This is a genomic window from Halopiger xanaduensis SH-6 (assembly GCF_000217715.1).
GTDB lineage: Archaea > Halobacteriota > Halobacteria > Halobacteriales > Natrialbaceae > Halopiger > Halopiger xanaduensis.
The window spans coordinates 1,156,049-1,181,985 of the sequence record NC_015666.1 but is presented as its reverse complement, the minus strand read 5'-3'; the positions used below and the strand labels follow the sequence as shown (position 1 = coordinate 1,181,985).

Here is a 25,937-nt window from a genome sequence, read left to right as displayed (position 1 = left end):
AAGCGTCGAGTGCGCCGCCGAATTGGATTGGATCGTCGAGTGCTGACGACTCCCGTCGGCTATCGATAGAGCCCGGCTCGCAACAACGCGCCCCGGAACAGCACCAGCACCGGGATAATCTCGAGGCGGCCGACCCACATGTTCAGCAGGAAGACGAGCTTCGCGGCCGTGGGCATCTCCGGGCCCGTGATCCCGGCGGAGAGGCCGACCGTACTCTGGGCGCTCATCACCTCGAACAGTACGTACTCGGCGCGGACGTCGGTCGGCAGCGTCGCCAGCAGGACGGCGACGCCGACCGCGAGAAAGAGCAGCCAGAGGACGAACACGATCGCCGCCTCCTCGAGTTCCTTGCTGGCCTGCGTCTCGCTGAGCGATCGGTCGCCGATGCGGAGCCGGCGGACCGCGGAGGAGGGTTCGAAGACGCCGGCGATCCGCCAGCGGGCTCCCCTGACCAGCGTGATCGCACGGATGAGCTTGATGCCGCCGACGGTCGACCCGGCCGCGGCGCCGGTGAGCATGCCGGCGCAGACGATCAGCGTGGCGTCCGCGGTCCAGATCTGTTCGGCGCCGTTGCCGATCGCCGTCGTGCCGAACCCGGCGTTGGAGGTTCCGGAGACGAACTGGAACAGCCCGTGCCGGAACGACTCCTCGAGCGTGTCGTAGGTGCCCCGGAGGTATAGCGTGCCCGTCAGGGCCAGCGAGCCGACGGTGAACCAGATGAACACCCAGCGGGTCTGCAGATCTTTGTAGAAGTTCTCGAGTTCGCCCTTGAACAGGAGGTAATGGACGGGAAACGCAATGCTGCCGGCGACCATGATCGGGATGACGGCGTACTCGATCGCGGCGCTGTCGTAGTGGCCGATCGAGTCGGCGTGAATCGAGAACCCGCCGGTGGCGATGCCGGTCATCGCGTGGTTGATCGCGCCCCACAGCGGCATGCCGGCGACGAAGAGCAGCGCGATCCCGCCGACGGTAAGGATTACGTAAATCTTCCAGATCTCACGGACCGTCGAGACGATGCTGGGGTGGATCTTCGTCGACCGAGCCTCGCTCTCGTACAGCGTCAGCGAGCCGCTGCCGGGACGTGCCAAAATGGCAACCGTGAGGACGATGACGCCGACGCCGCCGATCCACTCGGTGAACGAGCGCCACCACAGGAGCGTCGCCGGCAGTTGTTCCTCGGTGCGGGCCATCGTCAGCCCGGTCGAGGTGAAGCCGCTGAGGCTCTCGAAGATTCCGTTCAGCGGATCGCGGAAGGCGGCGGTCGTCTCGTTGAGCGCTGGGGCGTTCGCCCACGCGGGGAACGGATCGATCGCGATCGTCCACGCGATCAGCAGGAATGGGAGCCCGCCGAGCACGCCGACCGCCGCCCACGCGGCCGCCGCGATGAGCATCCCGTGGAGTTTGTTCGGTTCGGGCGCGTCGGAAAACTGGCGTGCGAGTCCGGCACCGGCGCCGAACACGACGAGCCCCGCGACGACGAGCGGCGGAATCGCGTAGAACTCGTCGTAGAGAATCGCGATTCCAGTCGAAACGAACATCATCAGCGAGACGATCTGCAGGATGCGGCCGACGTCCCGGCAGACCGTCCGAAACTCGACTCTCATTACTGTGAACTCGTAAACGCCGCGACCGCGTCCGACAGCGTCGCGTCGTCCGTAAAGACCGTCACCGTATCGCCGGCGCGAATCGTCGTTCCGCCCTTCGGCGCTTGTACCTCACCGTCGCGCTCGAGGGCGACGACGAGACACCCCTCGGGAAGTCGGCCCTTCTCCTGGGCCGTCGACAGCACCTGCCCGTTCATCGGCGCGTCCTCGGTCACGGTCAGTTCGACCAGTTCCGTCCGATCGTCGAGCTCGACGAAGTCGCTGACGTTCGGGTAGCGCACGGAGTGATAGAGGTAGTCGGCGATCAGCCGCTGCGGGTTCTCGATCAGCGTGACGCCGATCTTTTCGAACACCGGCAGGTTATCGGGGTCGTGGACGACGCTCACCAGATTGGGCACGTCGTGTTCCTGCGCGAGCAACATCACCATGATGTTGACCGCGTCGACGTCCGTCGTCGAAATCACGGCATCCGCGCGGTCGATCTCGGCGTCCTGCAGCGTGCCGTGGTTCGTCGCGTCGGCGTTCAGGACGAGGCAGTCGTACTCCGCCGAGACCTCGTTGGCCCGCTCCTCGTCGCTCTCGATGACGACCACGTCGTTCCCGTCGTCGACCGCGAGATCGATCAGGTTCGAGCCGATGCTTCCCGCGCCGATGATTACGATATACATGTGAATCTCACCAGGGCCACCGGACGCGGCCCGCTTGCGCTCGTCAGGGCCACCGCAGCCGCGGTCCGTCGACCGCACGGAGGGCACGCCGACCCGGCGCCGCTACCGGTACCGTCGCCGATTCTTACACCAGAGTTACGGATTACCCAATATAAACCCATCTATATTACGCATTCGACAGTAGCGTCGGAATCGAAATGGTATTCGGACTACAGGTGCGAGCGGCGAGAAAGGAAATCCGCCGAGACGCGCCAACTCCCTCGAGAAATCGGGCGCTTGACGCTCGAGCGTCGCCGGACTACGCCGACGCCACGCGCTCGAGGTGCGCGGGCGGCACCGCGTCGGTCGTGTAGGTTTCCTCGCCGCGCTTGGTGATCCGGTGGCCATCCGCGAGCATCGCCGCGGCGTCGACGACTAACACGACCGGATCGGCGGCGTGGCGCTGTCCGACCTGTCGGGCAGCCTCGCGGCTCTCCGAGAGGTGGACCTGCTGGCGCGACATCGGCTTGAGCCCCTCCTCGCGGATCGGCTCGAGGTTCTCGGGCGCGGTGCCGTGGTAGAGTTCGTCAGGTACGGGCGCCGCTGTCGGTTCGAGGTCGACGTCGACGGAGTGGCCGTAGGCGGCGCGGACGCGATTCCGTTCGCCGTCGTTGCCGCTCGTTCGCTCGAATCGGCCCTTCGGATCCGTCGCGATCACCTCTGCGACGTGGCGCTCGTCGGCCCAGTCGTATTTGCGCTCAACCGCGGCCACGAGGTCCTCGTAGGCCGCCCAGCCGCGCTCGTCGAGGTCGATGCCGGCGTCCGACGGGAAGTGCCTGAGCGCGCCGCTCATGAACTTCGAGAGCCGGTGGCGGCGCTCGCTCGAGAGCAGTTCGGAGCCGCGCTCGCCGCAGGCGGGACAGTCGTCACCGCCGTCGGCCGAGAACGGTCCGTGCGTCGGACAGGTGCGAATCGGTGCCGTCACGGTAGGCGGAACTGGACGCTCGAGCGGAAAAGATCGCTTGATCGCTGTTCGACGTTCAGCGTTCGACGCCGCTCGAGCCCCGCGCTCCGTCACTCGCCGGTCCGAAACGACAGATCCAGCGACGGCGCCGAGTGGGTCAGCGATCCCATCGAGATGACGTCGACGCCCGTCGCGGCGTAGTCGGCGACCGTCTCGAGCGTAATGCCGCCGCTGGCCTCCGCGAGCACGCCCTCGTAGTCGGCGAGCGCGTCGACCGCCTCGCGGGTCTCCGCGGGCGTCATGTTGTCCAGCAGGACGATGTCGGCGCCCGCGTCGGCCGCTCGCGGTGCATCCGCGACGGTCTCGACCTCGACGTCGAGTTTCGTGGCGAACGAGGTTCGCTCCTGAAAGTGTGCGATCGCGTCTTCGAGGCCCATCTCGGCGACGTGGTTGTCCTTGACCATCACCATGTGCGAGAGGTCGAGCCGGTGGGTATCGCCGCCGCCGGCGACGACGGCCCGCTTCTCGAGGCCCCGCAGGCCGGGTGTCGTCTTTCGCGTCGCAGCGATGCGCACGTCGTCCGATTCCACCCGGGCTTCGTCGACGACGCGACGGGTTCGCGTCGCGATTCCCGAGGCGTGGCCCGCGAGGTTGACCGCGACGCGCTCGCCCCGGAGGACGTCCCGGGCCGCGCCCTCGACCTGGAGGAGTCCGTCGCCCTCCTCGAGGGTCGTCCCATCCTCGAGACGATCGACCACGTCGACGCCGAGGTACTCGAAGACGCTCGCCGCGGCCTCGAGGCCGGCGGCGACGCCGGATTCTTTCGCGACGAGGCGGCCGGTCGTCTCGCCGGGGACCTCGTTCGTCACGTCGTGGTGGCCGACGTCCTCGCGGAGCCAGCGTTCGATCTGCGCGTCGGTGATCATACGTTAGTCGTCCGCCGGCGGCTCCGCGGTCGGTTCCGCCGCACCGTCGACGACGTAGTGACACCCCTTCGACTCCGGATTCTCGCTCGCGGCGCGGGCGATCAGCAGCGCGACGACGCTTGCGTTCCGGAGTTCGTAGAGGTCCCGCGACGTCCGCGTGCGGATGTACGCGTCGACCTCGCCCTTGAGTCGCCGAAGGACGGCGCTCGCGCGGGCGATCTCGTCGGGGTCGCGCTCGAGGCCCAGATACTCGTCCATCGTTTGCTTCAGGCGGGTGAACTTCTCGGCGGCGAAGCGCTCGGGGAGGTCGGGGTCGCGGTTCAGGAGGTCGGGGGCGTCGACGACATCGGGCGCGACGTCTGCGGCGGCTGCATCTTCCCCCGCGCGGAGCCCCCAGACCAGCCCCTCGAGCAGGCTCGTACTCGCCAGCCGGTTCGCGCCGTGGACGCCGGACCGGGCGCACTCGCCGACGGCGTAGAGCTGATCGAGCGATGTCCGGCCGCGATCGTCGACGTCGATGCCGCCGCAGCAGAAGTGCTCGCAGGGCGCGACGGGGATCTCGTCGCCCTCGAGACCGCGCTCGCGGCACTTCTGTGCGAGGTCGGGAAAGTCGGTCTCAAACTCGAGGGGGCTCACGTCCAGCACGACCTCGCCGGTCGCCTCGCGCTCGGTCGCGACCGCGCGGGCGACGACGTCGCGGGATGCGAGTTCGGCGTCGGGGTGGTAGTCGGGCATGAACCGCTCGTCCTCGCCGTTGCGGAGCACTGCGCCCTCCCCTCGCAAGGCTTCGGAGAGCAGGAAGGGGTCGTCCCCCGCATAGGCGGTTGGATGGAACTGCACGTACTCGAGGTCCGCCACGTCGGCGCCCGCGAGCGCGGCCATGGCGATCCCGTCACCGGTCGCGTCGTCGGGGTTGGTCGATCGGCCGTAGAGCGCGCCGATGCCGCCGGTCGCCAGAATCGTCGCGCCGGCGTAGATGGGGTGGCCCTCCGGTTCCTCGTCGCTGACGATGCCGTGGACGCGTCCCTCGTGGGTGATCAACTCCAGGGCTGCGGTATCCTGCCGGACCTCGATGCGCTCGCGGTCGTCGACGTAGTGCAGGAACGGCCGCAGGATGTGAGAGCCGGTGGAGGCGTCGACGTGGAGGATGCGCTCCTCGGAGTGGGCGGCCTCGCGGGCGTAGTCGAACGCGGCGTCGCCGTCGTCACTGCGCCCTGCCTCGTCGAATTCGATCCCGAGCGTGTCGATGAGCACGTCCTCGACGGCGTCGTCGGCGTTTTCGACGAGCACGTCGACGGCCTCGGGATCGGCGGTACCGTCGCTGGCCGCGATGATGTCTTCCTTGAGCGACTCGGGGTCGCCGCGGGTGGTCGAGATGCCGCCCTGCGCCCAGTCGGTGCTGGCGTCGTCGGGGCGTTCGGCCTTGGTCACCAGTAGGACGTCGGCACCCTCGCGGGCGGCGGCGAGCGCGGCCGCACAGCCCGCGATACCGCTGCCGACGACGAGGACGTCCGCGGTGTCGTACGCGCGGTCTGAGGTGGTGTCAGTCATCGGTAGTAGTTAAATCTCGAGCATTCGATCGAGCGCCACCTCGGCGAGTTCCTTCTCCTCCGGCGCGACCTCGATCACGTTTCGTTCGCGACCCTCGACGAGCTCCTCGAGGACCCACGTCAGGTAGTTGGGATCGATCTGGCGCATGGCGTTGCAGTCCATGCAGGCCTCGCCGCAGAGCGGCAGCACCTCGACCTCGGGGTGCCAGCGCTGGAGGTGGTTAGTGAGGTGGATCTCGGTGCCGATGGCCCACGTTTCGCCGGGGTCGGCGTTCGCGACGGTCTCGCAGATAGTGCTGGTCGAGCCGACGACGTCGGCGGCCTCGACGACCTCGCGGCGGCACTCGGGGTGGACGACGACGTTCGCCTCGGGGTGGTCCTCGCGGATCTGCTCGATGTGGTCCTCGCGGAAGCGCTCGTGGACCTGGCAGTAGCCGTCCCAGAGGATGATGTCGCGCTCGGCGACCTCCGCGGCGTCCTTGCCTTCGGGGTCCCACGGATCCCATTCGGCGATTTCGCTTTCCATGTCCAGCCGGTGCGCGGTGTTCTCCCCGAGGTGCTTGTCGGGGAGGAACAGGACCTTATCGCCCTTGTCGAAGGCGTACTCGAAGGCCTTGTGCGCGTTCGAGGAGGTACAGACGAGCCCGCCCTGACTCGCGCAGAAGGCCTTCAGGTCCGCGTAGGAGTTCATGTAGGTGATCGGCACGATGTCGGCGTCGGGCGCGGCCGCGGTGATCTCGGCCCACGCGCTGTCGACCTGCAGGGCCTCGGCCATCCCGGCCATCGGACACGACGCCTCCATCGACGGGAGGATGACCGTCTGGTCGTCGTCAGTAATGATGTCCGCGCTCTCGGCCATGAACGTCACGCCACCGAAGATCACGTACTCGGCGTCGGCCTCGGCGGCCTCCTTCGAGAGCTGGTAGGAGTCGCCGACGAAGTCCGCGTGTTCGACGATCTCCCGGCGCTGGTAGTTGTGTCCCAAAATTACGACGTCGTCGCCTAACTCCTCGAGTGCCGCCTCGATGCGCTCCGTTCGCGCTTCCTCTTCGAGCTCCCGGTACCGGGGCGGTAGTTGTTCGAGGTTGTCGTATTTGAACAGACTCAGATCGGTATCCAGTTCCGTCGTTTCCATTGTGACCATCGTGCGACACCTATTGGTACTCTCACCTCACAGGGCACTATTGAATAATTTTTTCCTTCGATAGCAGATTCCGGTAGGATACCATCGACTGGTTCCGCGATCGAAACACCGAAGCCAGTCGTTCAGGCCAGTAAAGAGGTTCTCGAGCCAGACTGTCCGCCGATCGTGGGTTGGTGACTTTTCGGTGCAGTCCCTAGCAGTGGTATGGCACTCGAGGACGCGTTCGACGACTTCACCCACCGCGACTGGGTGCAGGAGACCGTCGACGGCACGGTTCGGCTCGCCGTCGTCGGAATCGGCGGCTTCGCTCGTAACCGCGCACTCCCGGGAATCGCCGCCGGTCGCTACTGCGAGACGACGGCGCTGGTCACGGGTTCGCCCGACCGCGCGCGGACGATCGCCGGAGAGTTCGACGTCGAGCACGTCATCGGCTACGACGCGTTTCGCGCCGGCAATCACGCGGAGACGTACGACGCGGTCTACGTCGCGACGCCGAATTCGACTCACGGTGAATACGCGATCGCCGCCGCCGAGCACGGGAAACACGTCCTCTGCGAGAAACCGCTCGAGACGACGGTCGACCGCGCCGAGGAAATCGTCGACGCCTGCAGCGACAACGGCGTGACGCTGATGACGGCCTACCGGCTCCAGACCGAGCCGGTGGTTCGCCGAACCCGCGAGTTCGTCCGCGACGGCGTCATCGGGGAGGTCGTGCAGGTCCACGGCGGGTTCGCTCACCCGCTGTTGGACCACGCCGGCCCAGACACCTGGCGCCTCGATCCCGACCTCGCCGGCGGCGGCGCGCTCGTCGACCTCGGGGTCTACCCGCTGAACACCACGCGATACGTGCTCGACTGCGATCCGACGGCCGTCTACGCGACGACCCGCTCGAACGGCGGCCCGTTCGCGGACGTCGACGAGCACGTCGCCTTCCAGCTCGAGTTTCCGACGGGCGCGACGGCCTCCTGTACGGCGAGTTTCGACGCCCACGCCAGCAGCCAGCTCGAGCTGGTCGGCACCGACGGCAAGATCGCGATTTCGTCGCCGTTCGGCGGCGTCGTCCCGCAGGACATCGTCGTCGAGAGCGGCGAGATGCGGACGGAGTACACCGGCCCGCCGGTCGACGAAGTTTGCGAAGAGTTCGACTACTTCGGGTACTGCGTGTTGACCGGCGCCGATCCCGAACCGGACGGGGCGGACGGCGTGGCGGATCTGCGTGCGATCGAGGCCGCCTACGAGTCGGCCGAGACGGAACGGCGGGTCGCGCTCGAGTGACCGGTGAAATCGCGATTTGACCTTGGACCAGCGCTTTAGTCGCCCACGATGAGTACCACCCGTGAACCGACGGGAACTTCTCGCGGCGAGCGTCGTCACCGCCGCCGGACTCGGCGGCTGCCTCGCACCGCTCGAGCGCCGAAACCGGCCCGCCGGAACGGACGATAGTTTGCGCATCGTCGGCGTCTACGCGGCCGACGCGGATCGCGACTTCATCGACGGCCCGTACGTCGCCCTCGAGAACGGCGCCGACGAACCCCGAAACGTCTCCGGATACGTCGTCGAACACCCCGCCGATCGGCGGTACCGGATTACGGACCTGACGCTCGAGGCGGGGGCGCAACTCGCAGTCGTCCACGAAAATGGGGACGATTCGACCCTGTTGTCGAGTCCGCCGGTCTACCTCCGGTACACGGGTGCCGACAACGACGCCGGCTCGGCCGAATCCGGCCTCGAGACGAACGGGACCGTCCGCGTCAGGGATCCGGCCGGTGCCGTCGTGGCCGAAGCGCGCTACGAGGAGTTCGGCTGCGACGGGGGCACCGTGACGAGCGCGGCGGGCGACGAACTCGAGTGCCTGCACGGCACGTAGCGATCGAAACCCGTACTGGGAATCCAGAGCCGGAAAACCGAAACTGCCGCTCGACACCGCTGTCGTGATCTATCCCTGTCGTTGTTCCCAGGGCGTCGTCTCGGCGTCGACGAGTTCGAACAGCTCTCCGTACTCGTCGGGGAGTTGGGCCTCGATGTTGCCTATCTCGCCGCCGGGGACCCGCTCGGCCAGCAGCGCGACGACGGCCTTGGCTCGGAACACCGCGTCCGATTCGTCGATCCCCGACGGCCGGCCGTAGCCGGTCTCGAGGTCCAGATCCTCGTAGTTCAGCCGCTCGCGGACGCGGGTGACGAACTCGTCGAAGTCGAACTGCTGGCCGTGGTCGGCCGCGAGCAGGTAGCGGTCGATCTCCATCGGCAGCGGGCTCGCGACGTCCGTCGCGGCGCCCTCCTCAACGCGTTCGCCGAGCGTCTCGAGGACGGCCCGCGTCGTGCGGACGGCTTCGGCCTGCCGGCCGGCTTCGATACGGTGCTGTACTTCGCCGACGAAATCGGTGTAGCTCGTCTCGGACGTCATAGTGGATCAGAAGACACTGAGGACGGCACTCGAGAAAGCCACTCCACCGGAATGCGCAAGTTTGTGCGGCTGCCGTGGCGGACAGAATCGGCCCGGCTGTGCCCTCAGTTGCTTTCGGCGTCAGTTCCGGAGTCGTGTGCTGGCTCGCCCGCGGATGCGGACGCGGATTGTGCCGACGGCTGCGGCGAGGCGGCCGCCGCGACGGCGTCCAACCCGGTGCGGTCGTACACCAGAATTCGCCCGTCGGACACCACCCGAACGTCCAGCCCCTCGACGACGGCAGTTGTATCGATCGCGGACCCGGTCGTCCGCGCGTGGGCGATCAGCGCCTCGAGCGCGTCGATGTCGGTCGTCTCGGCCAGCGGCGGGATCGACGCGGGCTCCCGATCGGCGACGGTCGCGACCGCAGTGACGATCGCGTCCACCAGTTGATCGGGCGCGGCGGGATCGAAGTGGGCGCGGTGGACGAGCGCCCGGTCGTGATCGGCGAGAACGGAGTGCATTGGGGAGTGTACTCCCGGCGACCGGTTGAATCGGCGTACGGCATATGCCCGGTTTTATATACTCAGGCTGGACGCTGCGGTCGGTGACACGCCAGCAGGGGGACGGTCACCGGCGAAGGGTACTCTGGACGAGCGCACGCATTGCCCGACGGAGCCGGCTACTTGCCGCGGACGAGGAGATCCCGAGCCGATCGGCCAGATCTGCGACCGAGGCGTCCCGCGGCTCGTTGAAGTAGCCGGCGTCGTACGCAGCTGCGAGGGTTTCCCGTTGAACCGCCGTCAGCCCGTAGGCGCCGCCCGACTCCGCGCTGGTGTCGTCGGCGTGATAGAGCCGATCGACGATAACGTCGACATCTTTGTCCCGACAGTGCTCTCGAAACGCCCGCAAGTCGTCGAGGTCGGGAACCTCGAGCGTCGCCGCCCAGCCGCCGGGGGCGCTCTCGGCGCGGAGGACGCGCATGCCGAGTTCGGCGGCGCGGGGCAGGACGAGTCGCTCCGCCGACGTCAGCCGCATCCGGTACACGCGGAAGTCACCGCCGTCGATGATGATCGACGGCTCCGACACCGTCGGATCGTCTGCGATCGCCCGGTCGAAGCGACCGAAATCGCCGCCGTACACCTCGAAGAAGAGGTAGTACTCGCCCGGCCCGGCGATCGTCTGGTACTCGAGTTCGGCGGACACCTCGGGGACGGCCTCGATCGTCGGCGCGAGCACGAGCTCCGGGTGGGCGAGCGTGAGTTCGGCGATGACTCGCGAGGCGCTCATACCTCGAGGTACCCCGCCGAGGACAATGAGAGTTGGTACCGATCCTCAATACTGCGGTCCGCTACTGATCGCGACCGTCGAAGACCGGCTCTCCGTCGACGACGGTCATCGCCACGTCGATCTCGTCGATCCGGTCGGCTCGCTCCCACGGCGATTCCTCGAGCACGACCAGATCCGCCCGCTTGCCGACCTCGAGGGTGCCGAGCCGGTCCTCGTCGAAGCCGGCGTAGGCGGCGCCGGACGTGTACGCGCGCAGCGCCTCGGTCACCGAGAGCCGCTGGGGCTCGGTCGGCGCGTTGACCGCGTGGTGGACCCCCAGCAGCGGATCCAGCGGCATGCAGTCCGAGCCGAACGCGAGCGGGGCGCCCGCCTCGAGGGCGCGCCGGAACCGGTTGGTCCGCTTGCGCCGCTCCTCCCCGAGTCGTTGATCGTAGAGGCCGCCCTCATCGGCCCAGCGGTGGAAGTTCGGCTGCATGGAGGCGACGATTCCCGCCTCGGCCATGCGCTCGAACTGGTCGTCGGTCGCGAGTTCGGCGTGTTCGATTCGGTGGCGGCTCCCGGCCGGATCGGCGGTGTCCTCGAGTCGCGTCAGCGTCTCCTCGATGGCCTCGTCGCCGATGGCGTGGACGGTAAGCTGGTAGCCGTCGTCGTCGGCGCGCTCGACGAGGGCGGCGAGGTCGTCGGGGTCGACGACCCACTGGCCGCGGGCGTCCTCGTCCTCGCCATCGTCGGCCGCATCGGCGTACGGCTCCCGGAGCTTCGCCGTCTGACTTCCCAGACTGCCGTCCGAAAAGGACTTTATCGCCCCCGTCCGCACCAGGTCGCCGCCGGCGTTGGTCGTCAACCCGACATCGACCAGGCTCTCGAGGTGGTCGCTCCAGTAGTCGATCCGCACGCGCAGCGGGAGGTCGCCGTCGGCGGCCAGCTCGCGGTAGACGCGGGGCGCCTTGGAATTGCGAACTTTGTCGTGGACCCCCGTGACGCCGAGTTCGACGGCGCGCTCGGTCGCCGCCTCGAGGACCTCGCGCATCGCCTCGCGGTCGGCCGTAACCTCCCGGCGGACGGCCTCGGCGGCGTCCTCGACGGCGACGCCGGTCGGCTCGCCGTCCTCGTAGTGTAGATCCGACTCCGGAAGGTCGTCCGCCAGCCGCTCGAGGGCGGCGGAGTTCAGCGAGACGGTGTGCAGGTCCACCCGCAGCGCGGCGATCGGCCGGTCCTCGCTGACCGCATCGAGGTCGGCGCGGGTGAGTCTGCTCGAGCGATCGGTCCACTCGCTCTCGTCGTAGCCGAAGCCGAGGATCCAGTCGTCCGACGCGTCGCCGTCGGCGTCCGCAGCGGTGCGCTCGGCCTCCGCGGCGAGCAACTCGAGACACTCGTCGGCGCTGTCGGCCTGCGAAAGGTCCGCGTGGACCAAGTGCTGGCCGAGTTGCTCCATGTGCGTGTGGGCGTCGATGAACCCGGGGAGGACGACCCGTCCGCCGCAGTCGATCACCTCGGTCTCGACGCCGGCGAGGAACTCGACTTCGTAGGCGTCCGCGAGACGGACGATTTCGCCGTCGCGGACGGCCGCGGCTTCGTAGACGGTATCGGGCTCCGTCAGCGAGTGGATCTCCGCGTTCGTAAACAGGCGGTCGGCGGCCTCGGTCATGCTTGCAAGCGCGCGTGCGAGGCGCAAAACGGTTGTGAAGGCGGCCGTTCGCTCGCGGTAGCGCTCGAGGAGCCGAGGACAGTGTCTATCGATCGACAAGAAGCAACGTTGATAGTTCCGCGCCACGATTCGTTCGTATGGTCTCCCGCGAGAACCGCGTTATCGCCGGTTCGTTCGTCCTCTTCGTGCTCGCGATCGTCGGACTGCTCGCCCTCGAGACTGTGACCGGCGTCGCCGCCGGCGAGTACCCTCTGGTCGCGTTTCTCGTCGTCTACGGACTGCCGGTCGTCGCCCCGCAGCTCTACCTCGCGGCCACCGGTAGCGGGGACGTGTCGCCGCGGACGCGAGTGCGGTTCGCTGTCGCCTTCAGCGGCGTGTTCGCGCTCGTCATCGTCGGCGGTGCGGACGTTGACTGGTCGTGGTCGATCGCGTTCGACGACCTCGAGACGGTCCAGTACACGCTGCTCGGCGCGATCGGTATCGGCGCGTTCGCGGGCCTGCTCTGTTACGAGGTACTGGAGGGGTACCGATCGAGTACGGCAGATACTGCGCCGTGAGCGGGAACCAGCGACGGAGCCGTACCTCTCGTGTCGTCCCGACGCCGGAATCAGCAATCCTTAGGACCGGGCACCCGCTCTTCTGAGTCATGACCAGCGATTCGGACGCCGATCCCGACCCGTCAACCCTCGCCGACCGGGTCCAGAGTGGCGACCTCCGCATCCACGAACTCGAGGAGCACGCCGACTACGACGCCGCCGCCGAAGCCCGCCGGCTGCTCGTCGAGCGGGAAACCGACGCCGACCTCGAGGCGGTCGGCGATTACACGTTCGACGCCGAGCAGGCCGACCCGAACATCGAGAACATGATCGGCGCGGCGCAGGTGCCGATGGGCGTCGTCGGCCCCGTGCCGATTGACGGCGGCGCAGCTGACGGCGAACACTACCTCCCGCTCGCGACGACGGAGGGCGCGCTGCTGGCGTCCGTGAATCGGGGACTCTCGGTGATCCGCTCGGCAGGCGGCGCAGACGCCCGGGTGACGAAAAACGGGATGACCCGCGCGCCGGTCTTTCGGGTCGACGGCGTCGCCGAGGCCGCCGAGGTCGTCGAGTGGGTCGACGACAACACCGACGCCCTGCGCGAGGCCGCCGAGTCCACGACCAGCCACGGCGAACTGATCGACGTCGAACCCTACGTCGTCGGGGACTCGGTCTACCTGCGCTTTGCCTACGACACCAAGGACGCGATGGGGATGAACATGGCCACGATCGCCACCGGCGAGGCCTGCGAGGTCGTCGAGAACGAGACGCCGGCCGACCTCGTCGCCCTGTCCGGGAACCTCTGCTCGGACAAGAAACCCGCCGCCGTCAACGCCGTCGAGGGCCGGGGCCGCTCGGTCACCGCGGACGTCGTGATCCCCGGCGAACTCGTCGAGGAGCGCCTGCACACGACCGCCGAGGCCATCGTCGAGGCCAACACCCGCAAGAATCTCACGGGAAGCGCCAAGGCCGGCAGCCTCGGCTTCAACGCCCACGCCGCGAACGTCGTCGCTGCGGCATTCCTCGCGACCGGGCAGGACGAGGCCCAGGTCGTCGAGGGCGCGAACGCGATCACGACGATGGACACGCGCGGATCTGAAGACGGCGGCCCCGCGGACCTCTACGCCAGCGTCTCGCTGGCTTCCCTCGAGGTCGGCACCGTCGGCGGCGGCACGAAGCTCCCGACTCAGGCCGAGGCGCTCGACATCCTCGGCCTGCGAGGCGGCGGCGACCCGCCGGGCTCGAACGCCGACGCGCTGGCCGAAATCATCGCCGTCGGCGCGCTCGCCGGCGAACTCTCGCTGCTCGCGGCGCTCTCGTCGCGACATCTGGCGAGCGCCCACGAGGATCTCGGTCGGTAGCGACCCGGAGTAGCGCGATTACAACAGTCGGTACCGCCCGCGACTCTCGCTGACGTCGCCGCGTCGCGTCAGTTTCTCGAGCCCCGTCCGAACGTCATCGGCTGAAACGCCGCGCTCGCCGGCGTACTCGACGACCTCGTCCTCCGTCGGCCGCTCGAGTTCCCGCAGCGCCTCGCGGATGATCTCCTGCTTGCTGCCGCTGCGGGTCGGCCCGCGCGGATCGCGCTCGCCGGCGGCTTCGACCGCGTCGACGTCCAGCCCGGACTGCTCGAGGTATTCTTCGTCGTCGACGACGCCGTCGGCCACCTCGTCCTCGAGGGCGTCGAACGAGTCCAGTTCGGCGAAGGCCTCGCCCTCCCCTTGCCGGTTCGCGAGCATCGAGGCGCGCACGTCCCGGGCGTGGCCGGCGTCGTCGGTCTCGACGAACTTCTTGCGCTTCTCGTAGGCCTTTCGGGCGCCGCAGCGGGGACACTGGGTCGTCTCCGACCGCCCTTCGATGATCCAGAGGTTCGAACACTCGCTACAGCCGACGACGGCGTACATGCTCGTCTCGAGGTGGGTTCGGGCGGTAGTTGAACCTTCGGTACGCGCGGCGGAAGTGGTTCGCACCGCGTCCGATCGAGATCGGGATCGATCTCGGTATCCGTTCCGGTGTCGGTTCTCGCAGGACCCGAGGAACTATGTCCGAGACCGTCGCTGCTAGCCGGTATGGAACGCGTCTCACTCGCTGACCTCGAGGCCGCGGAGGCGGCCGACGGCGTCCACCTGGCGCTGATGGCCGGCTCCGAGTCGATGAACGTCCAGCACTTCGAGATCGAAGCCGGCGCGACGGTCGAGGAGCACAGCCACCCCCACGAACAGACCGGCTTCATCTACGAGGGCGAACTGACCTTCCTGACCGAGGATGACGAGATCACCTGCGGGCCCGGCGATTCCTACGCGATTCCGGGCGACCAGCCCCACGCCGCCGAGAACCGCGGCGACGAACCGGTCCGCGGCGTCGACATCTTCAGCCCGCCGCGGGAGAATCCGAGCTGGCAGGACGAATAGGGCGCAAACGGCGCTCGCGAACGACGACTATTCGATGTTCTGATCGTACTCGAGCGTGCGGTCGTCGTACTCACCGCCGGTGAGCGGTTCGGTTCCTGTAAGGTACCGACGGTCGGCTCGAGCGGACTGATCGACGCGGATCAATCGCCGTTCTACCGTACCTACCACAGATAAATACCATCCAGTTATATAGTTCAGTTCGCAAGAACCGTCGATGGCAACCGAGACGCATTCAGAGCGGTGGACGGGCGGACGAATCGGACGGTTTCTAAGACGGCTGGGACCGACCTGGCTCGCCGGCGCGATCGCGGCCGGTCCGGCGACGATGGCCAGCCTCGTCGTCGCGGGGGCGAGCTACGGCTACGCGCTGCTGTGGGTCGTCCTCCTTTCGGCGGTGCTGGGCGCGACCGGCCAGTACCTCGCGATGCGACTGGGGCTGTTGACCGAGAAGGGGATCGTCGCGGTCGTCGAGGAGCACCTCGGCTCGTTCTGGGCGTGGGTGCTCGTGATCGACGCCGTCCTCGCGGCGGGGCTGGCGCAACTCGCGATCATGCTGACGCTGGCGGACGTGAGCGCGACGATCGTCGGCAGCGTCGGGATCGGAATCGCCGCGCTGGCCGATCCCCGGTTCTGGGGCGTCGGATGGGCCGTAATCCTCGCGCTCGGGCTGGCCGGCGGGGGCTACCGGATCGCCGAACTGGGCGCCAAGGTGCTCGTCTCGCTGGTCGTCCTCGCGTTCGTCGCGTCGGCGCTCGTCGCGCCGATCGATCCGGCCGCGGCAGCGACCGGGCTCGTCCCCGAAATTCCGGGCTCGGGTCTCGGCGGCGCGGCCGTCGCCGCCGGCATCCTCGGCGGCGCGGTCCACATCACGCTGCTGACGATGCAGAGCTACACGATGGGCGCCCGCGGCTGGACCGAACGCGACCGCGACATCGCGACCTTCGACGTCGTCAGCTCGATGCTGGTCGCGTTCGGCGTCTTCAGCCTCGCCGTCTTCCTCGTCGCGGCGAGTATCCTCCCGGAGGCCGGCGTCGACCCCGGAACGGTCGATGAAATTCAAGCGGCTCAGGCGCTCGAGCCGGTCGCCGGCGAGTACGCGATGTGGATCTTCCTGCTCGGGCTCTGGGGCGCCGCGGTGTCGACGCTCGGTGGCAACACGATCGTCCCGCCGTACCTGCTGGCCGACAAACTCGGCTGGGAGCGGTCCGTCGACGACCCGCGCTACCGCGGGGCGCTGGTCGCCGTCGCGCTCGCCTCCGCCGCCGGCGCGTTCCTGCAGGGCGCGTTCCTGCAGGTGCTCGTCCTCGTGCTGGCCTTCGGCCTCGTCGGGACGCCGTTCGCGCTGGCCGTGATCCTCTACCTGCTGAATGATCCTGACGTCGTCTCCGCACCGAAGACGAACTCGCTCCTCGAGAACCTCGGTGGCCTCGTCCTGTTCGGCGTCGCGGCTGCCCTCGCGGGCGAGTTCGTCCTCGAGGAACTGCAGACGGCGACCGAACCGGCCTCGGCGTTCGTGATCGTCTTCGCGGCGGCGATGGCGCTGGCGATCGTCGGTCTTGCCGGGAAGTACGCTCGAGAACGGCTTCTCGAGTGAAGAGAGAAGACGACGCGACTCGAGCGCTCGCGATTCTACTCGCCGGGACGCGATCAACTACGGTTTTGCTCAGTCCAGCGACTTGCGCATCTCGACGTGCGGAATGCCGGCCTCTTCGAACTCCTCGCCCCGCGACTCGTAGCCGAGCGAGCGGTAGAATCCCTCGACGCGCATCTGCGCGTGGAGTTTGATCGCCCCGAACCCGCGTTCTCGAGCCGCCGCTTCAGTAGCATCCATTAGTTCGCGGCCGACGCCGGCCTCGCGGTGGGACTCGAGGACGGCGACGCGTTCGACTTTGCCGACGACATCACCGTCGTCGGTCTCGTACTCGCGGAGCCGCGCGGCCCCGACCGGCTGGCCGCCGGCGTAGGCGACGAAGTGGACGGCGTCCGCGTCCGGTTCGTCGTGTTCGTCGTACTCGAGGTCCTCGTCGACGCCCTGTTCCTCGACGAAGACGGTTTGTCGGACGGCGAACGCGTCCGCTCGTCGGTGCTCGTCGTCGGCAACGCGTACGGCAGTCATTACGACGGGATAGGGAGTCCCGTCGTGAGAACGTTACGACACGGTCCAAGCGGGACTCGAGAGCGCACAGCTCCCGCTGAGAGGCAATCGGTGACAAAAATGAAAGAGAGTGAAAACCGCGGATCGTCGTCAGTGCGGCTTACGACAGTTTCTCGATATCGTCAGAACGAGCAGCGTTCTGACTGCTCGAAAAACTCTCTACGAGAGTTTTTCGATGTTCTCGCGGCGCAGCCGCGAGAGGACGAGAAGCTTTCTACGAAAGCTTCTCGATGTTGTCGACGACTTCCGCCGTGTAGTCGCTGGTCGCGAGCTTTTCGGCGTCCTCGAGCTGGCGCTCGAGGTCGTAGGTGACCTTGCCGGAGGAGATGGTCTCCTCGACGGCGTCGCGGATGAGGTCGGCGGCGTCGTCCCAGCCGAGGTAGTCGAACATGAGACGGCCGGAGAGGATCATTGCAGTCGGGTTGGCCATGTCCTGGCCGGCGCGCTTGGGCGCGGAGCCGTGGACGGGTTCGGCGAGCATGCGGCCCTTGCCGAAGTTGCCGCCCGGCGCGATGCCGAGGCCGCCGATCTGGGCGCCCGCGGCGTCGGAGAGGTAGTCGCCGTTGAGGTTCGGCATGGCGAGCACGTCGAACTCGTCAGTGCGCAGCTGCATCCACTGGAGCATCGCGTCGGCGAGGCGCTCCTCGACCATGACGGCGCCCTCGGGGATGTCGATGTCGTCCTGCTCCTCCCACAGCGAGTCGGGCGCGGCGAAGACCTCGTCGTCGGGGTACTCCTCGTCGGCGACCTCCATACCCCACTCGGAGAACTGCCCTTCGGTGAACTTCATGATGTTGCCCTTGTGGACGAGCGTGACCTTGTCGCGGTCGTGCTCGAGGGCGTAGTCGATGGCCTCGCGGACGAGGCGCTTCGAGCCCTTCTCGGTGATCGGCTTGATGCCGATGCCGACGGGGCCGTCGTGGATGGTCGAGTCGAAGCCCATCTCGTTCTCGATGAAGTCCCGAACCTGCTCGACTTCCTCGGTGCCTTCCTCCCACTCGATGCCGGCGTAGACGTCCTCGGTGTTCTCACGGAAGGTCACCATGTCCATCTGTTCGGGCTCGGACATCGGCGACGGAACGCCGTCCAGATAGTAGGTCGGTCGGACGTTCGCGTAGAGGTCGAGCGTCTGGCGCAGCGCGACGTTCAGCGAGCGGAAGCCGGCGCCCACGGGCGTCGTGAGCGGGCCCTTGATCGCGACGCGGTGTTCCTTGATGGCTTCGACCGTCTCGTCGGGGAGGTTGACGTCTTCCCCGTACTTCTCGCGCGCGGACTCGCCGGCGTAGACGCGCATCCAGTTGATCTCGCGTCCGGTCGCCTCGGCGGCGGCCTCGAGGACCTCCTGTGCGGCGGGGCCGACGTCCTTCCCGATCCCGTCGCCGTGGAGAATCGGGATGATCGGGTTGTCGGGCACCTCGATCTCGTCTTCGGTACCCTCTTTCAGCGTAATCTTTTCCCCGTCGTCAGGGACCTCGATCTTGTCGTAGCTCATTTCGTCTGTACGGTGCCCCGATGGGGGTAAAAGACCTACCATTTCTTTCCCCGTCCGTGAACGTCGTTCGTCGATTAGCAGGGGTCGTATTCGTCGATAATAATGAGCGACAGCGCGTGTAATCGCGAAACTCCCACCGGATCGGAATTCACGGTCGTATAAACATTCGTCGTATAACGGGCGTATCGGGCTGAAAATCCAAACTTGCGGTCGACGATACTCGCGGGAGAACGCCGGCAAACCCGGCATTCGTCTATATTGTATTATCGTGAAGGTTCATCCTGATCGCACCGCGGCCGCTCTCGGCCGGGATCGTCCCAGTATCGAACGATCGTCGTGACGCCGAGACAGATCGCTGCCAGGGCGAGGATACCGACGACGATCCGCGTGACCCCCGTCAGCCAGGATTCGACGGAGCCGACCCACAGAACGGTCCCGAGCGTAATTCCGACGACGACCTGCGCCGCGCCGACGTCGACCGGATCCCGCGACGCCGCGCGCAGCACGCGCCCGAGCGCAACCGCCGACATGACGGCACAGAACGCGACGAGGAGGGCGACCGGCGTCATCGTCGCCGTCGGTTCACAAGCCGCGGTCGTAAGTGTAGGGGTTTCGATTCGATCCCAGAACATCGTTATCCCGGACGCCCGTCGAACCGCGTATGCAGCTACTCGTCCACGGCGGCGCCGGCAGCGAGCCCGACGAGCCGGCGCCCAGAGCGGCGGTCCTCGAGCGCGCGGCCGAAACCGGCGCGGAGCGATCGACGCCGGTCGACGCGGTCGAAGCAGCGGTGAACGTCCTCGAGTCCTCGCCGCGGTTCAACGCGGGCGTCGGCAGCGCCGTCCAGAGCGACGGCGAGATCCGGACGGATGCGGGGATCATGACCGACGACCGATCGGTCGGCGCGGCCTGCTCGATGCCCGGCGTCGAGCGGGCGATCAGCGTCGCCCGCGTCGTCATGGCGGAGACGCCCCACGGGTTCGTCTCGGGCGAGCACGCCGTCTCGCTGGCCGAGGCGTTCGATATCGAGACCGGCGTCGACCTCTGGGCGGACCGCACGCGCGAGCGGTGGGCCGACCTCGAGCCGCCGACCGGCGGGACGACGGCGGAACTCGAGTGGGTCCGCGAGCGGTACGGCCGGTCGGAATCGGACCCCGACGGCCGCGATCACGACGACGGACGAGATCGGGCGAGCAACGATCCGCAGGACCACGATACCGTCGGCGCGGTCGCAGTCGACGGCGACGCCCTCGCGGCGGCGACCTCGACCGGCGGCCGGTGGCTCGCGCTCGCCGGCCGGGTCGGCGACGTCCCGCAAGTCGGCGCCGGCTTCTACTGTTCGCCCGCCGCGGCCGCGAGCGCGACGGGCGCGGGCGAGGACATCGCTCGAGTCACCCTCTCGCGTCGGGTCGCGAGTCACGTCGAACGCGGCCTCGACGCGCAGGCGGCGGCCGAGACGGCGATCGAGGAGTTCGGCGAACTGACCGGCTCGAGCGCCGGCGTCATCGCCGTCGACGCGGAGGGAAGGCTCGGTTCGGCGTACAACAGTGCGGCGATGCAAACGGCGCGAGCGGAACGCTAACTGCGATCGTCTACGGCCGAAACTGAACTCGAGGACGAGTCCGAATCCGCTCTCGGCACCCATTCCGGAGAGCGAAGTCGCCTCGAGACCGCGACGAGGGTCCACCTGTAGACGGACAGTTCGACGGTCTCGAGGCGACCCGGTTCACGATCACGACGCTCGTCGAACGAAGTACCCGGGGTGGTCGCTGGCGCTTTCGCGCCGGTCGTGGGAATGGCCCGATCCGGTATAATTCGGCGCGACCGTTTCGTCGCGTTCCGGCCGGTTTACGGGAGGTTAGCAGCGCAAACGACGGCATTCGGTACGCCGCCCGGAGGCGGAACCTCTTTTTGTCGACCGAACCAACCCGGGAACATGGCCGAATCCGACGAGGAGGTGGACCTCGAGTCCGAGAAGTACGAGAAACACCGCGAAGCGGGCCGAATTCTCGCGCAGGTACGCGAGGAGGCGGCCGACCGCGTCGAGGTCGGTGCGAGCCACCTCGAGGTCGCCGAGTACGCCGAAGATCGAATCCGCGAACTCGGCGGCGAGCCGGCGTTCCCGGTCAACATCTCGATCGACGAGGAAGCCGCCCACGCCACGCCGTCGATCGACGACGACACCACCTTCGGCGAGGAGATGGTGAACCTGGACATCGGCGTCCACGTCGACGGCTGGCTCGCGGACACCGCGATCACCGTCGACCTCTCGGGCAATCCCGAACTGGCCGAAGCCTCGGAACAAGCGCTGGAGGCCGCCCTCGAGGTCGTCGAACCGGGCGTCGAGACCGGCGAGATCGGCGCCGAGATCGAGGACGTCATCGACGGCTACGGCTACAACCCCGTCGTCAACCTCACCGGGCACGGGCTGGGCCACTGGGAACAGCACACCAGTCCCAACATCCCCAACCGCGCCGTCTCGCAGGGCGCGACGCTCGAGGTCGGCGACGTCGTCGCCATCGAACCGTTCGCGACCGACGGCGGCGGCAAGGTCACCGAGGGCGCCAGCGAGGAGATTTTCGCGCTCGAGCACGAGGGGACCGTTCGGAATCGCCAAGCCCGCGCAGCGCTCGACCAGATCACCGAGGAATTCCGGACGCTGCCGTTCGCGACGCGCTGGCTCGAGACGGATCGCCCGGAGATGGCGCTGCGACGGCTCAAGCGAAACGATATCGTCCACGGCTACCCCGTGCTCAAGGAGGACGACGGCTACCTCGTCAGTCAGAAGGAACACACCGTCATCGTCACCGAAGACGGCTGTGAGGTAACGACGAAGGACGAAAACGAGTAGTCCAGGATCGCGGTTCCCAACCGGTGACGCCCGTACGGGCGGCGACCTGGAGTGGAGAGCGGAGAGAGATCAGGGCGGTAGTCGATTGCTGTTCTGGGGGTGGGCCGGATTACGCGTTGTTCATCCGCTGACTCGTGCGATTGCCACAGCGCTGGCACTCGCTGACGCGGTAGGGCTCGCGGGAGAACTGCGAGTTCTCCTCTTTGAGGCTCTCGGTTCGAATCTGGACCGACACCTCGTGTAACGTATCCAGGTCGCAGTCGTCACAGTGTTCGGTCATCCCATTGAATGAGTCATCTGTCGTTGCCATTACCGGTTTACTTGCGTTAGTCGTAGCTTAAAGCCCCGCTTCATTTCGAGATGTGAGTCGAAACGGGCCGGAGCAGGCCGCTCCGGGACGAAACGCGCTGAGATAGTTCGATATCGTTTATGTGTGTTTCTCAGCGCGTATGTAACGCTCACAGGAATTTCCTGAAATCGTAGTAATTTGCTATTACCGACGGCCGCTGTCGGCAGTTCTTGCCACAACCCGTCGCGCGCCGCGCTCGTGCGCAACCAGTATAGGGCCGGCGCGAATGCCCCCGCGTATGGAGCAGGTGTTCGCACCGTGGCGGATCGAGTGGATCAGACGCGACGAGAAAAACGCCGACGTCGAGGACTGCGTCTTCTGCGAGTTCCCCGAGCAGCACGACGACCGGGAAAACCTGCTCGTCGCGCGCAGCGAGCACGCCTTCGTCATGCTGAACAACTACCCCTACAACCCGGGCCACGTGATGGTCATTCCCCGCGCCCACACCGGCGACTACGGCGAGCTCGAGGACGAACAGCTGCTCGACCACGCCCGGTTGAAACAGCGCACGTTCGACGCCCTCGAGGACGCCCTCGAACCCGACGGGTTCAACGCCGGACTCAATCTCGGCGACGGCGCCGGCGGCTCGATCGACGATCATCTACACACCCACGTCGTCCCGCGCTGGGAGGGCGACACGAACTTCATGCCCGTCATCAGCGATACCGCCGTTATCGTCGAGGCGCTCGAGGACACGTACGACAATCTCCACGAGGCGTTCGCGGCACAGGACGGGGCGGTCGTTTCGGACGCGGACAGCGCCGTCGTCTTCGAGTGACGGGCTCGGCTGGACTCGTCGAGGCCGGTGTCAGGCGTAGCTCGTCTCGAGGAAGTCGAGGATCCGCTCGGATTCGGCCATCGTCACGCCGTACTCCTCGTCGACGATGACGGGGACCTGGCGCTGCCCGGAAACGCGCTTGACCTCGTCGCGCTCGGAGTGGGGCGCGTCGACCCAGACGCTCTCGTAGTCGATGTCGAGTTCCTCGAGTCGGTCGGCGACGGCCTCGCAGTACGGACAGCCGTCGAGCTGGTACAGCGTTACCATACGCGGCCGTTCGCGTCGAATCGACAAAAGGGTGGGTGCCGCGGCTCGGACGGCGCCTCGCGGTCGCCGGCTGCGCCGTGGTGTGACGGCCGAGTACGACGCCGGATTTCTTTAAGTCGCTCTAGTCACAAGGTGAAGCTATGACGGAACGACGGGTTCTCTCGGGATCGCTACCGACCGAGTCTCGACTCCGTCCGCATTGCCGATTCGGGTTTAAGTGATTCTGCCCACAAGGTATAGATACGACGGAGACTCGCCGTTCTCGAGGCGCATTCGTTCACCGGTAGCTCGCCGGTCAGTGGCTGCTATTGACCGGTGGTGAACTATCCCGCTAACCCGTCGTCGTTTTAAGTATCTCTGCTCACAAGGTAGAGCTATGACGGGAAGTCGTTCTCCGCGGACTACTATACTCGACAGCAACCGGTGGCGCGAGCGATCGGCGACTCGAGTCAGCGACGTTCCTTTAAGTGGTTCTGATTACAAAGTGGAGCTACGAAGGGAGATTTTCGTCGACAGTTATCCCCGCGAGCAGTTGCGCCGCCGTTTCCGAACGATGCGATGACAGCCGTTCCGACGCACGTCCACGAGACAATCGACGACCGTCTCGCAGCCCTCGAGCAGCGCCACGACGTCACCGTCGCGTTCGCGGTCGCCCGCGGCAGTCACGCGTGGGGCGCCGCGAGCCCGGAGAGCGACTACGACGTCGGCTTCGTCTACGTCCCCGACGACCTCCGGACCTACGCACACCTCGAGGGAGCGAGCGAGACGATCACCGACAGCGGTGGCGACGTCGAGTTCCAGGGACTGAACGTCCGCAAGTTCGCGGGGTTGCTCGCCGACTCCAACGAGGGCGCGATCGATCTCCTACGGAGTCCGGTTCGGTACCGCGTCCTGTACGACCCCGACGATCTGATGGAGTACATTACGCGTGCGTACAACCCGATCGAGTGCTACCACGACTGGCGGGCGATCGCCGCGAACAACTACCGGAAGTACCTCTCCGACCACCTGGTCCGCAGCGACGACGCGATCTTTCCGATCCTCGAGCGAACCGAGAACGGTTACGTCGTCGAAGCCGCTGACAGCGACACCGGGACGATGACGATCGCGGCCGACGACGAGCGATTCGAGGAAACGCGGACCCGGCCGACGGTGAAACGGAACCTCACGGTCTTCCGCGCGGCGATGTACGCTCGCTATTTGAAGGAAACCGGCGAGCGCGGCGACCACAACCTGCCGGCGATCGACTTCGAGAAGTTCCTGGCCGAGCAGGCGCCGGCGGTCTTCGATGCCGATCGAATCGATCGGGCGCAGACGCTGCTCGAGCGGAAGCGCCGCGGAGAGGGCGGCGTCCGCGTCGGCGATCGGGTCGGACGCGAGTTCGCCCACCCGCCGAAGCGGATCGATCCCGCAGTACACGTGCGGGACGGCCCCGATTGCGAACGACTGAACGCGTTCATCGACGACGTGATCGAAGCGGTGCGATGATCGGCCCCATCGCCGATGGAGCGCCCCGATCACCGACCGTCAACGCTCCTTTAAGTCACTCTGGTCACAAAGTGGAGCTATGACGGGAAGACGTTCTGCGGTGTCCCATTCTCAGTAGTTGCTTCTCTCGGGCGGCCCGCAACTGCCGTACTCCCGGTTGCGGGTCGACCGATCGCGTCACTCGTTTAAGTTCTTCTGGCTACAAAGTAGAGCTATGACGGGAAGTCGTCGCTTCTCGAGTCCTCAATTCGGTAGCGACGGTTATCGACCGGCACTCGCTGCGAATCGTAGCGTCCCCGAATCGCTTTAAGTGGTTCTCGATACAAGCTGAAGATACGAAGAAGATTTTCCGATGTATACTGCCTCTCGTAGCCACCGGTCCGTCGATACTACTGCGTCGGACCGGTAGTTCGGCGCGCCCCGGTCACCGCCGACGTTCTTTAAGTGCTTCTGGTCACAAGGTGAAGCTACGAAGGGCTTTTCGCGACGCCGATGCTGATTGAGCAGCGACGGCGCTGTCGTCGCTCACACACGATTGCTGTCATTATCATTTTCGTACTACTCCGCAAAAACGAGCGAGCCTTTTTCCGTCTCCCTGTCTGAGCGAATACCACGATGAGAGACGACGGTTCCGAACCCGGTCCGGGCGGTCCAGACGGTGTCGGCCGCGAGGCGGCCGTCGCCGGCGAGTACGGCGACGAGTCGTATCGAGCGTCCGGCACCGGCGCCGACCCCGAACGCCGCCTCGAGACCCGTCCCGGGTCCGGATCGCTCTCCCGTGCGGACGTCCAGCGCGACTCGACGGTCCGCCAGTGGGGTGTCGTCACGCCCAGCGCGACCGTCATCGGTCGTCCCGAGTCCCCCGACGCGGACCTCTCCGAGAGCGTCCGCCGCCTCCACGACGAACAGCACGCGGCGACGCCGGGCTACAGCGAGCGCGCCCACCGGCTGGACCGGCTGCGGACGACGCAGGCGCTGTGTAACGCCCTCGAGGTGACGCCGTGGCAGCGCGACCTCGCGCTGGGCGTCATGGACGAGATCGATCTGACGGAGTTCGGCAGCCAGCGCGCGATCGAGAAGGTCGCGCTGGTCGTGATCCGCCACGTGGTCGACGTCGACCGGCGGTCGTACTTCGGGCTGGACGACATCGACGCGCAGGCGCTGTCGGCCGACCGCATGGAGGAACTGTTCGCGCAGTACCGCGCCCACGACATCACCGAGGAGGAGACGTTCAAGAAACTCGCCGCCAAGTACGGCCTCGACACGACGAGCCTGAACCGGCTCCGACGCGTCCTGAAGGAGCAACTCGAGGACGAGCTTCCGGCCTACGGCCGCAACCCGTACCGCGATCCGAACCTGCCGGGCGTGACCGACCGCAACGAGTCCCCGAACGCGGTCGACGAGGCCGACAGCGAACCGGCTTGAGGCCGGCCGCTGAACCCGACACGCTC

The 25,937-nt window shown here is 67.0% G+C and carries 27 protein-coding genes; 11 read left to right on the top strand and 16 right to left on the bottom strand.

Annotated features, from left to right (window positions below; genetic code table 11):
- Positions 1–59 precede the first annotated feature (59 nt).
- The 6 genes from HALXA_RS05850 to nadA form a co-directional block, all read right to left on the bottom strand.
- Positions 60–1,607, bottom strand: coding sequence for a TrkH family potassium uptake protein (locus HALXA_RS05850; protein WP_013879390.1), 1,548 nt, complete (start codon positions 1,605–1,607; stop codon positions 60–62).
- On the bottom strand, positions 1,607–2,353 hold the full coding sequence (locus tag HALXA_RS05845; protein WP_280985381.1) for a potassium channel family protein: 747 nt from the start codon (positions 2,351–2,353) through the stop codon (positions 1,607–1,609). The genes HALXA_RS05850 and HALXA_RS05845 overlap by 1 nt, the downstream gene beginning before the upstream one ends.
- 220 nt (positions 2,354–2,573) lie before the next feature.
- Complete coding sequence (locus HALXA_RS05840; RefSeq protein WP_013879388.1) at positions 2,574–3,239, bottom strand: RNA 2'-phosphotransferase; 666 nt, start codon at positions 3,237–3,239, stop codon at positions 2,574–2,576.
- An 89-nt stretch (positions 3,240–3,328) separates the two neighbouring features.
- On the bottom strand, positions 3,329–4,144 hold the full coding sequence (gene nadC / locus HALXA_RS05835) for a carboxylating nicotinate-nucleotide diphosphorylase (protein WP_013879387.1): 816 nt from the start codon (positions 4,142–4,144) through the stop codon (positions 3,329–3,331).
- 3 nt (positions 4,145–4,147) lie between these two features.
- Positions 4,148–5,695 carry an L-aspartate oxidase gene (locus HALXA_RS05830; RefSeq protein ID WP_013879386.1) on the bottom strand — a complete coding sequence of 516 codons (1,548 nt, stop codon included), beginning with the start codon at positions 5,693–5,695 and terminating at the stop codon, positions 4,148–4,150.
- A gap of 9 nt (positions 5,696–5,704) precedes the next feature.
- On the bottom strand, positions 5,705–6,838 hold the full coding sequence (gene nadA / locus HALXA_RS05825; protein ID WP_013879385.1) for a quinolinate synthase NadA: 1,134 nt from the start codon (positions 6,836–6,838) through the stop codon (positions 5,705–5,707).
- Between the two features lie 204 nt (positions 6,839–7,042).
- Between nadA and gfo6 the strand changes: the two genes are divergently transcribed.
- Both gfo6 and HALXA_RS05815 read left to right on the top strand, forming a co-directional pair.
- Complete coding sequence (gene gfo6, locus HALXA_RS05820; RefSeq protein WP_013879384.1) at positions 7,043–8,113, top strand: D-xylose 1-dehydrogenase Gfo6; 1,071 nt, start codon at positions 7,043–7,045, stop codon at positions 8,111–8,113.
- A 61-nt stretch (positions 8,114–8,174) separates the two neighbouring features.
- Positions 8,175–8,705, top strand: coding sequence for a hypothetical protein (locus HALXA_RS05815; protein WP_013879383.1), 531 nt, complete (start codon positions 8,175–8,177; stop codon positions 8,703–8,705).
- A 69-nt stretch (positions 8,706–8,774) separates the two neighbouring features.
- Here the strand turns inward: HALXA_RS05815 and HALXA_RS05810 are convergent, their stop codons facing one another.
- From HALXA_RS05810 to HALXA_RS05795, 4 genes are all read right to left on the bottom strand, one after another.
- Positions 8,775–9,242 (bottom strand): DUF2267 domain-containing protein, encoded by a 468-nt coding sequence (locus HALXA_RS05810; protein ID WP_013879382.1) that lies wholly within the window; start codon positions 9,240–9,242, stop codon positions 8,775–8,777.
- A 104-nt stretch (positions 9,243–9,346) separates the two neighbouring features.
- Positions 9,347–9,745 (bottom strand): HalOD1 output domain-containing protein, encoded by a 399-nt coding sequence (locus HALXA_RS05805; RefSeq protein ID WP_013879381.1) that lies wholly within the window; start codon positions 9,743–9,745, stop codon positions 9,347–9,349.
- Positions 9,746–9,851: 106 nt separating this feature from the next.
- Positions 9,852–10,511 (bottom strand): helix-turn-helix domain-containing protein, encoded by a 660-nt coding sequence (locus HALXA_RS05800; protein WP_013879380.1) that lies wholly within the window; start codon positions 10,509–10,511, stop codon positions 9,852–9,854.
- Between the two features lie 61 nt (positions 10,512–10,572).
- Positions 10,573–12,159, bottom strand: coding sequence for an amidohydrolase (locus tag HALXA_RS05795; protein ID WP_013879379.1), 1,587 nt, complete (start codon positions 12,157–12,159; stop codon positions 10,573–10,575).
- Positions 12,160–12,296: 137 nt separating this feature from the next.
- On the opposite strand from HALXA_RS05795, the gene HALXA_RS05790 reads away from it, so the two are divergent.
- Positions 12,297–12,716, top strand: a complete 420-nt coding sequence (locus HALXA_RS05790; RefSeq protein ID WP_013879378.1) for a hypothetical protein — start codon at positions 12,297–12,299, stop codon at positions 12,714–12,716.
- Between the two features lie 89 nt (positions 12,717–12,805).
- Positions 12,806–14,056 (top strand): hydroxymethylglutaryl-CoA reductase (NADPH), encoded by a 1,251-nt coding sequence (hmgA, locus tag HALXA_RS05785; RefSeq protein WP_013879377.1) that lies wholly within the window; start codon positions 12,806–12,808, stop codon positions 14,054–14,056.
- An 18-nt stretch (positions 14,057–14,074) separates the two neighbouring features.
- On the opposite strand, the gene HALXA_RS05780 is transcribed toward hmgA, so the two are convergent.
- Entirely contained in the window at positions 14,075–14,599 is a 525-nt protein-coding gene (locus HALXA_RS05780) for a DUF5817 domain-containing protein (RefSeq protein ID WP_013879376.1), read from the bottom strand.
- Between the two features lie 165 nt (positions 14,600–14,764).
- On the opposite strand from HALXA_RS05780, the gene HALXA_RS05775 reads away from it, so the two are divergent.
- Positions 14,765–15,106, top strand: coding sequence for a cupin domain-containing protein (locus HALXA_RS05775; protein ID WP_013879375.1), 342 nt, complete (start codon positions 14,765–14,767; stop codon positions 15,104–15,106).
- A gap of 214 nt (positions 15,107–15,320) precedes the next feature.
- Positions 15,321–16,700 carry an NRAMP family divalent metal transporter gene (locus HALXA_RS05770; protein WP_013879374.1) on the top strand — a complete coding sequence of 460 codons (1,380 nt, stop codon included), beginning with the start codon at positions 15,321–15,323 and terminating at the stop codon, positions 16,698–16,700.
- A gap of 69 nt (positions 16,701–16,769) precedes the next feature.
- On the opposite strand, the gene HALXA_RS05765 is transcribed toward HALXA_RS05770, so the two are convergent.
- From HALXA_RS05765 to HALXA_RS05755, 3 genes are all read right to left on the bottom strand, one after another.
- Positions 16,770–17,222, bottom strand: coding sequence for a GNAT family N-acetyltransferase (locus HALXA_RS05765; RefSeq protein WP_013879373.1), 453 nt, complete (start codon positions 17,220–17,222; stop codon positions 16,770–16,772).
- 253 nt (positions 17,223–17,475) lie between these two features.
- On the bottom strand, positions 17,476–18,753 hold the full coding sequence (icd, locus tag HALXA_RS05760) for an isocitrate dehydrogenase (NADP(+)) (protein WP_013879372.1): 1,278 nt from the start codon (positions 18,751–18,753) through the stop codon (positions 17,476–17,478).
- A 263-nt stretch (positions 18,754–19,016) separates the two neighbouring features.
- Positions 19,017–19,322, bottom strand: a complete 306-nt coding sequence (locus HALXA_RS05755) for a hypothetical protein (protein ID WP_013879371.1) — start codon at positions 19,320–19,322, stop codon at positions 19,017–19,019.
- 92 nt (positions 19,323–19,414) lie between these two features.
- On the opposite strand from HALXA_RS05755, the gene HALXA_RS05750 reads away from it, so the two are divergent.
- Together HALXA_RS05750 and map are read left to right on the top strand one after the other, a co-directional pair.
- A complete protein-coding gene (locus HALXA_RS05750; protein ID WP_013879370.1) occupies positions 19,415–20,335 on the top strand; it encodes an isoaspartyl peptidase/L-asparaginase in 921 nt (306 codons plus the stop codon).
- 354 nt (positions 20,336–20,689) lie between these two features.
- Positions 20,690–21,604 (top strand): type II methionyl aminopeptidase, encoded by a 915-nt coding sequence (gene map / locus HALXA_RS05745; protein WP_013879369.1) that lies wholly within the window; start codon positions 20,690–20,692, stop codon positions 21,602–21,604.
- Positions 21,605–21,713: 109 nt separating this feature from the next.
- Here the strand turns inward: map and HALXA_RS05740 are convergent, their stop codons facing one another.
- Positions 21,714–21,914 (bottom strand): DUF7835 family putative zinc beta-ribbon protein, encoded by a 201-nt coding sequence (locus tag HALXA_RS05740; protein ID WP_013879368.1) that lies wholly within the window; start codon positions 21,912–21,914, stop codon positions 21,714–21,716.
- Between the two features lie 277 nt (positions 21,915–22,191).
- On the opposite strand from HALXA_RS05740, the gene HALXA_RS05735 reads away from it, so the two are divergent.
- Complete coding sequence (locus tag HALXA_RS05735) at positions 22,192–22,731, top strand: HIT family protein (RefSeq protein ID WP_013879367.1); 540 nt, start codon at positions 22,192–22,194, stop codon at positions 22,729–22,731.
- 30 nt (positions 22,732–22,761) lie between these two features.
- On the opposite strand, the gene HALXA_RS05730 is transcribed toward HALXA_RS05735, so the two are convergent.
- Positions 22,762–22,998 carry a glutaredoxin family protein gene (locus HALXA_RS05730; RefSeq protein WP_013879366.1) on the bottom strand — a complete coding sequence of 79 codons (237 nt, stop codon included), beginning with the start codon at positions 22,996–22,998 and terminating at the stop codon, positions 22,762–22,764.
- Positions 22,999–23,556: 558 nt separating this feature from the next.
- On the opposite strand from HALXA_RS05730, the gene HALXA_RS05725 reads away from it, so the two are divergent.
- Entirely contained in the window at positions 23,557–24,486 is a 930-nt protein-coding gene (locus HALXA_RS05725; protein ID WP_013879365.1) for a nucleotidyltransferase domain-containing protein, read from the top strand.
- 615 nt (positions 24,487–25,101) lie between these two features.
- The gene (locus tag HALXA_RS05720; protein ID WP_013879364.1) at positions 25,102–25,911 is read left to right on the top strand and encodes a hypothetical protein; all 810 of its coding nucleotides are present in this window, start codon (positions 25,102–25,104) and stop codon (positions 25,909–25,911) included.
- Positions 25,912–25,937 lie beyond the last annotated feature (26 nt).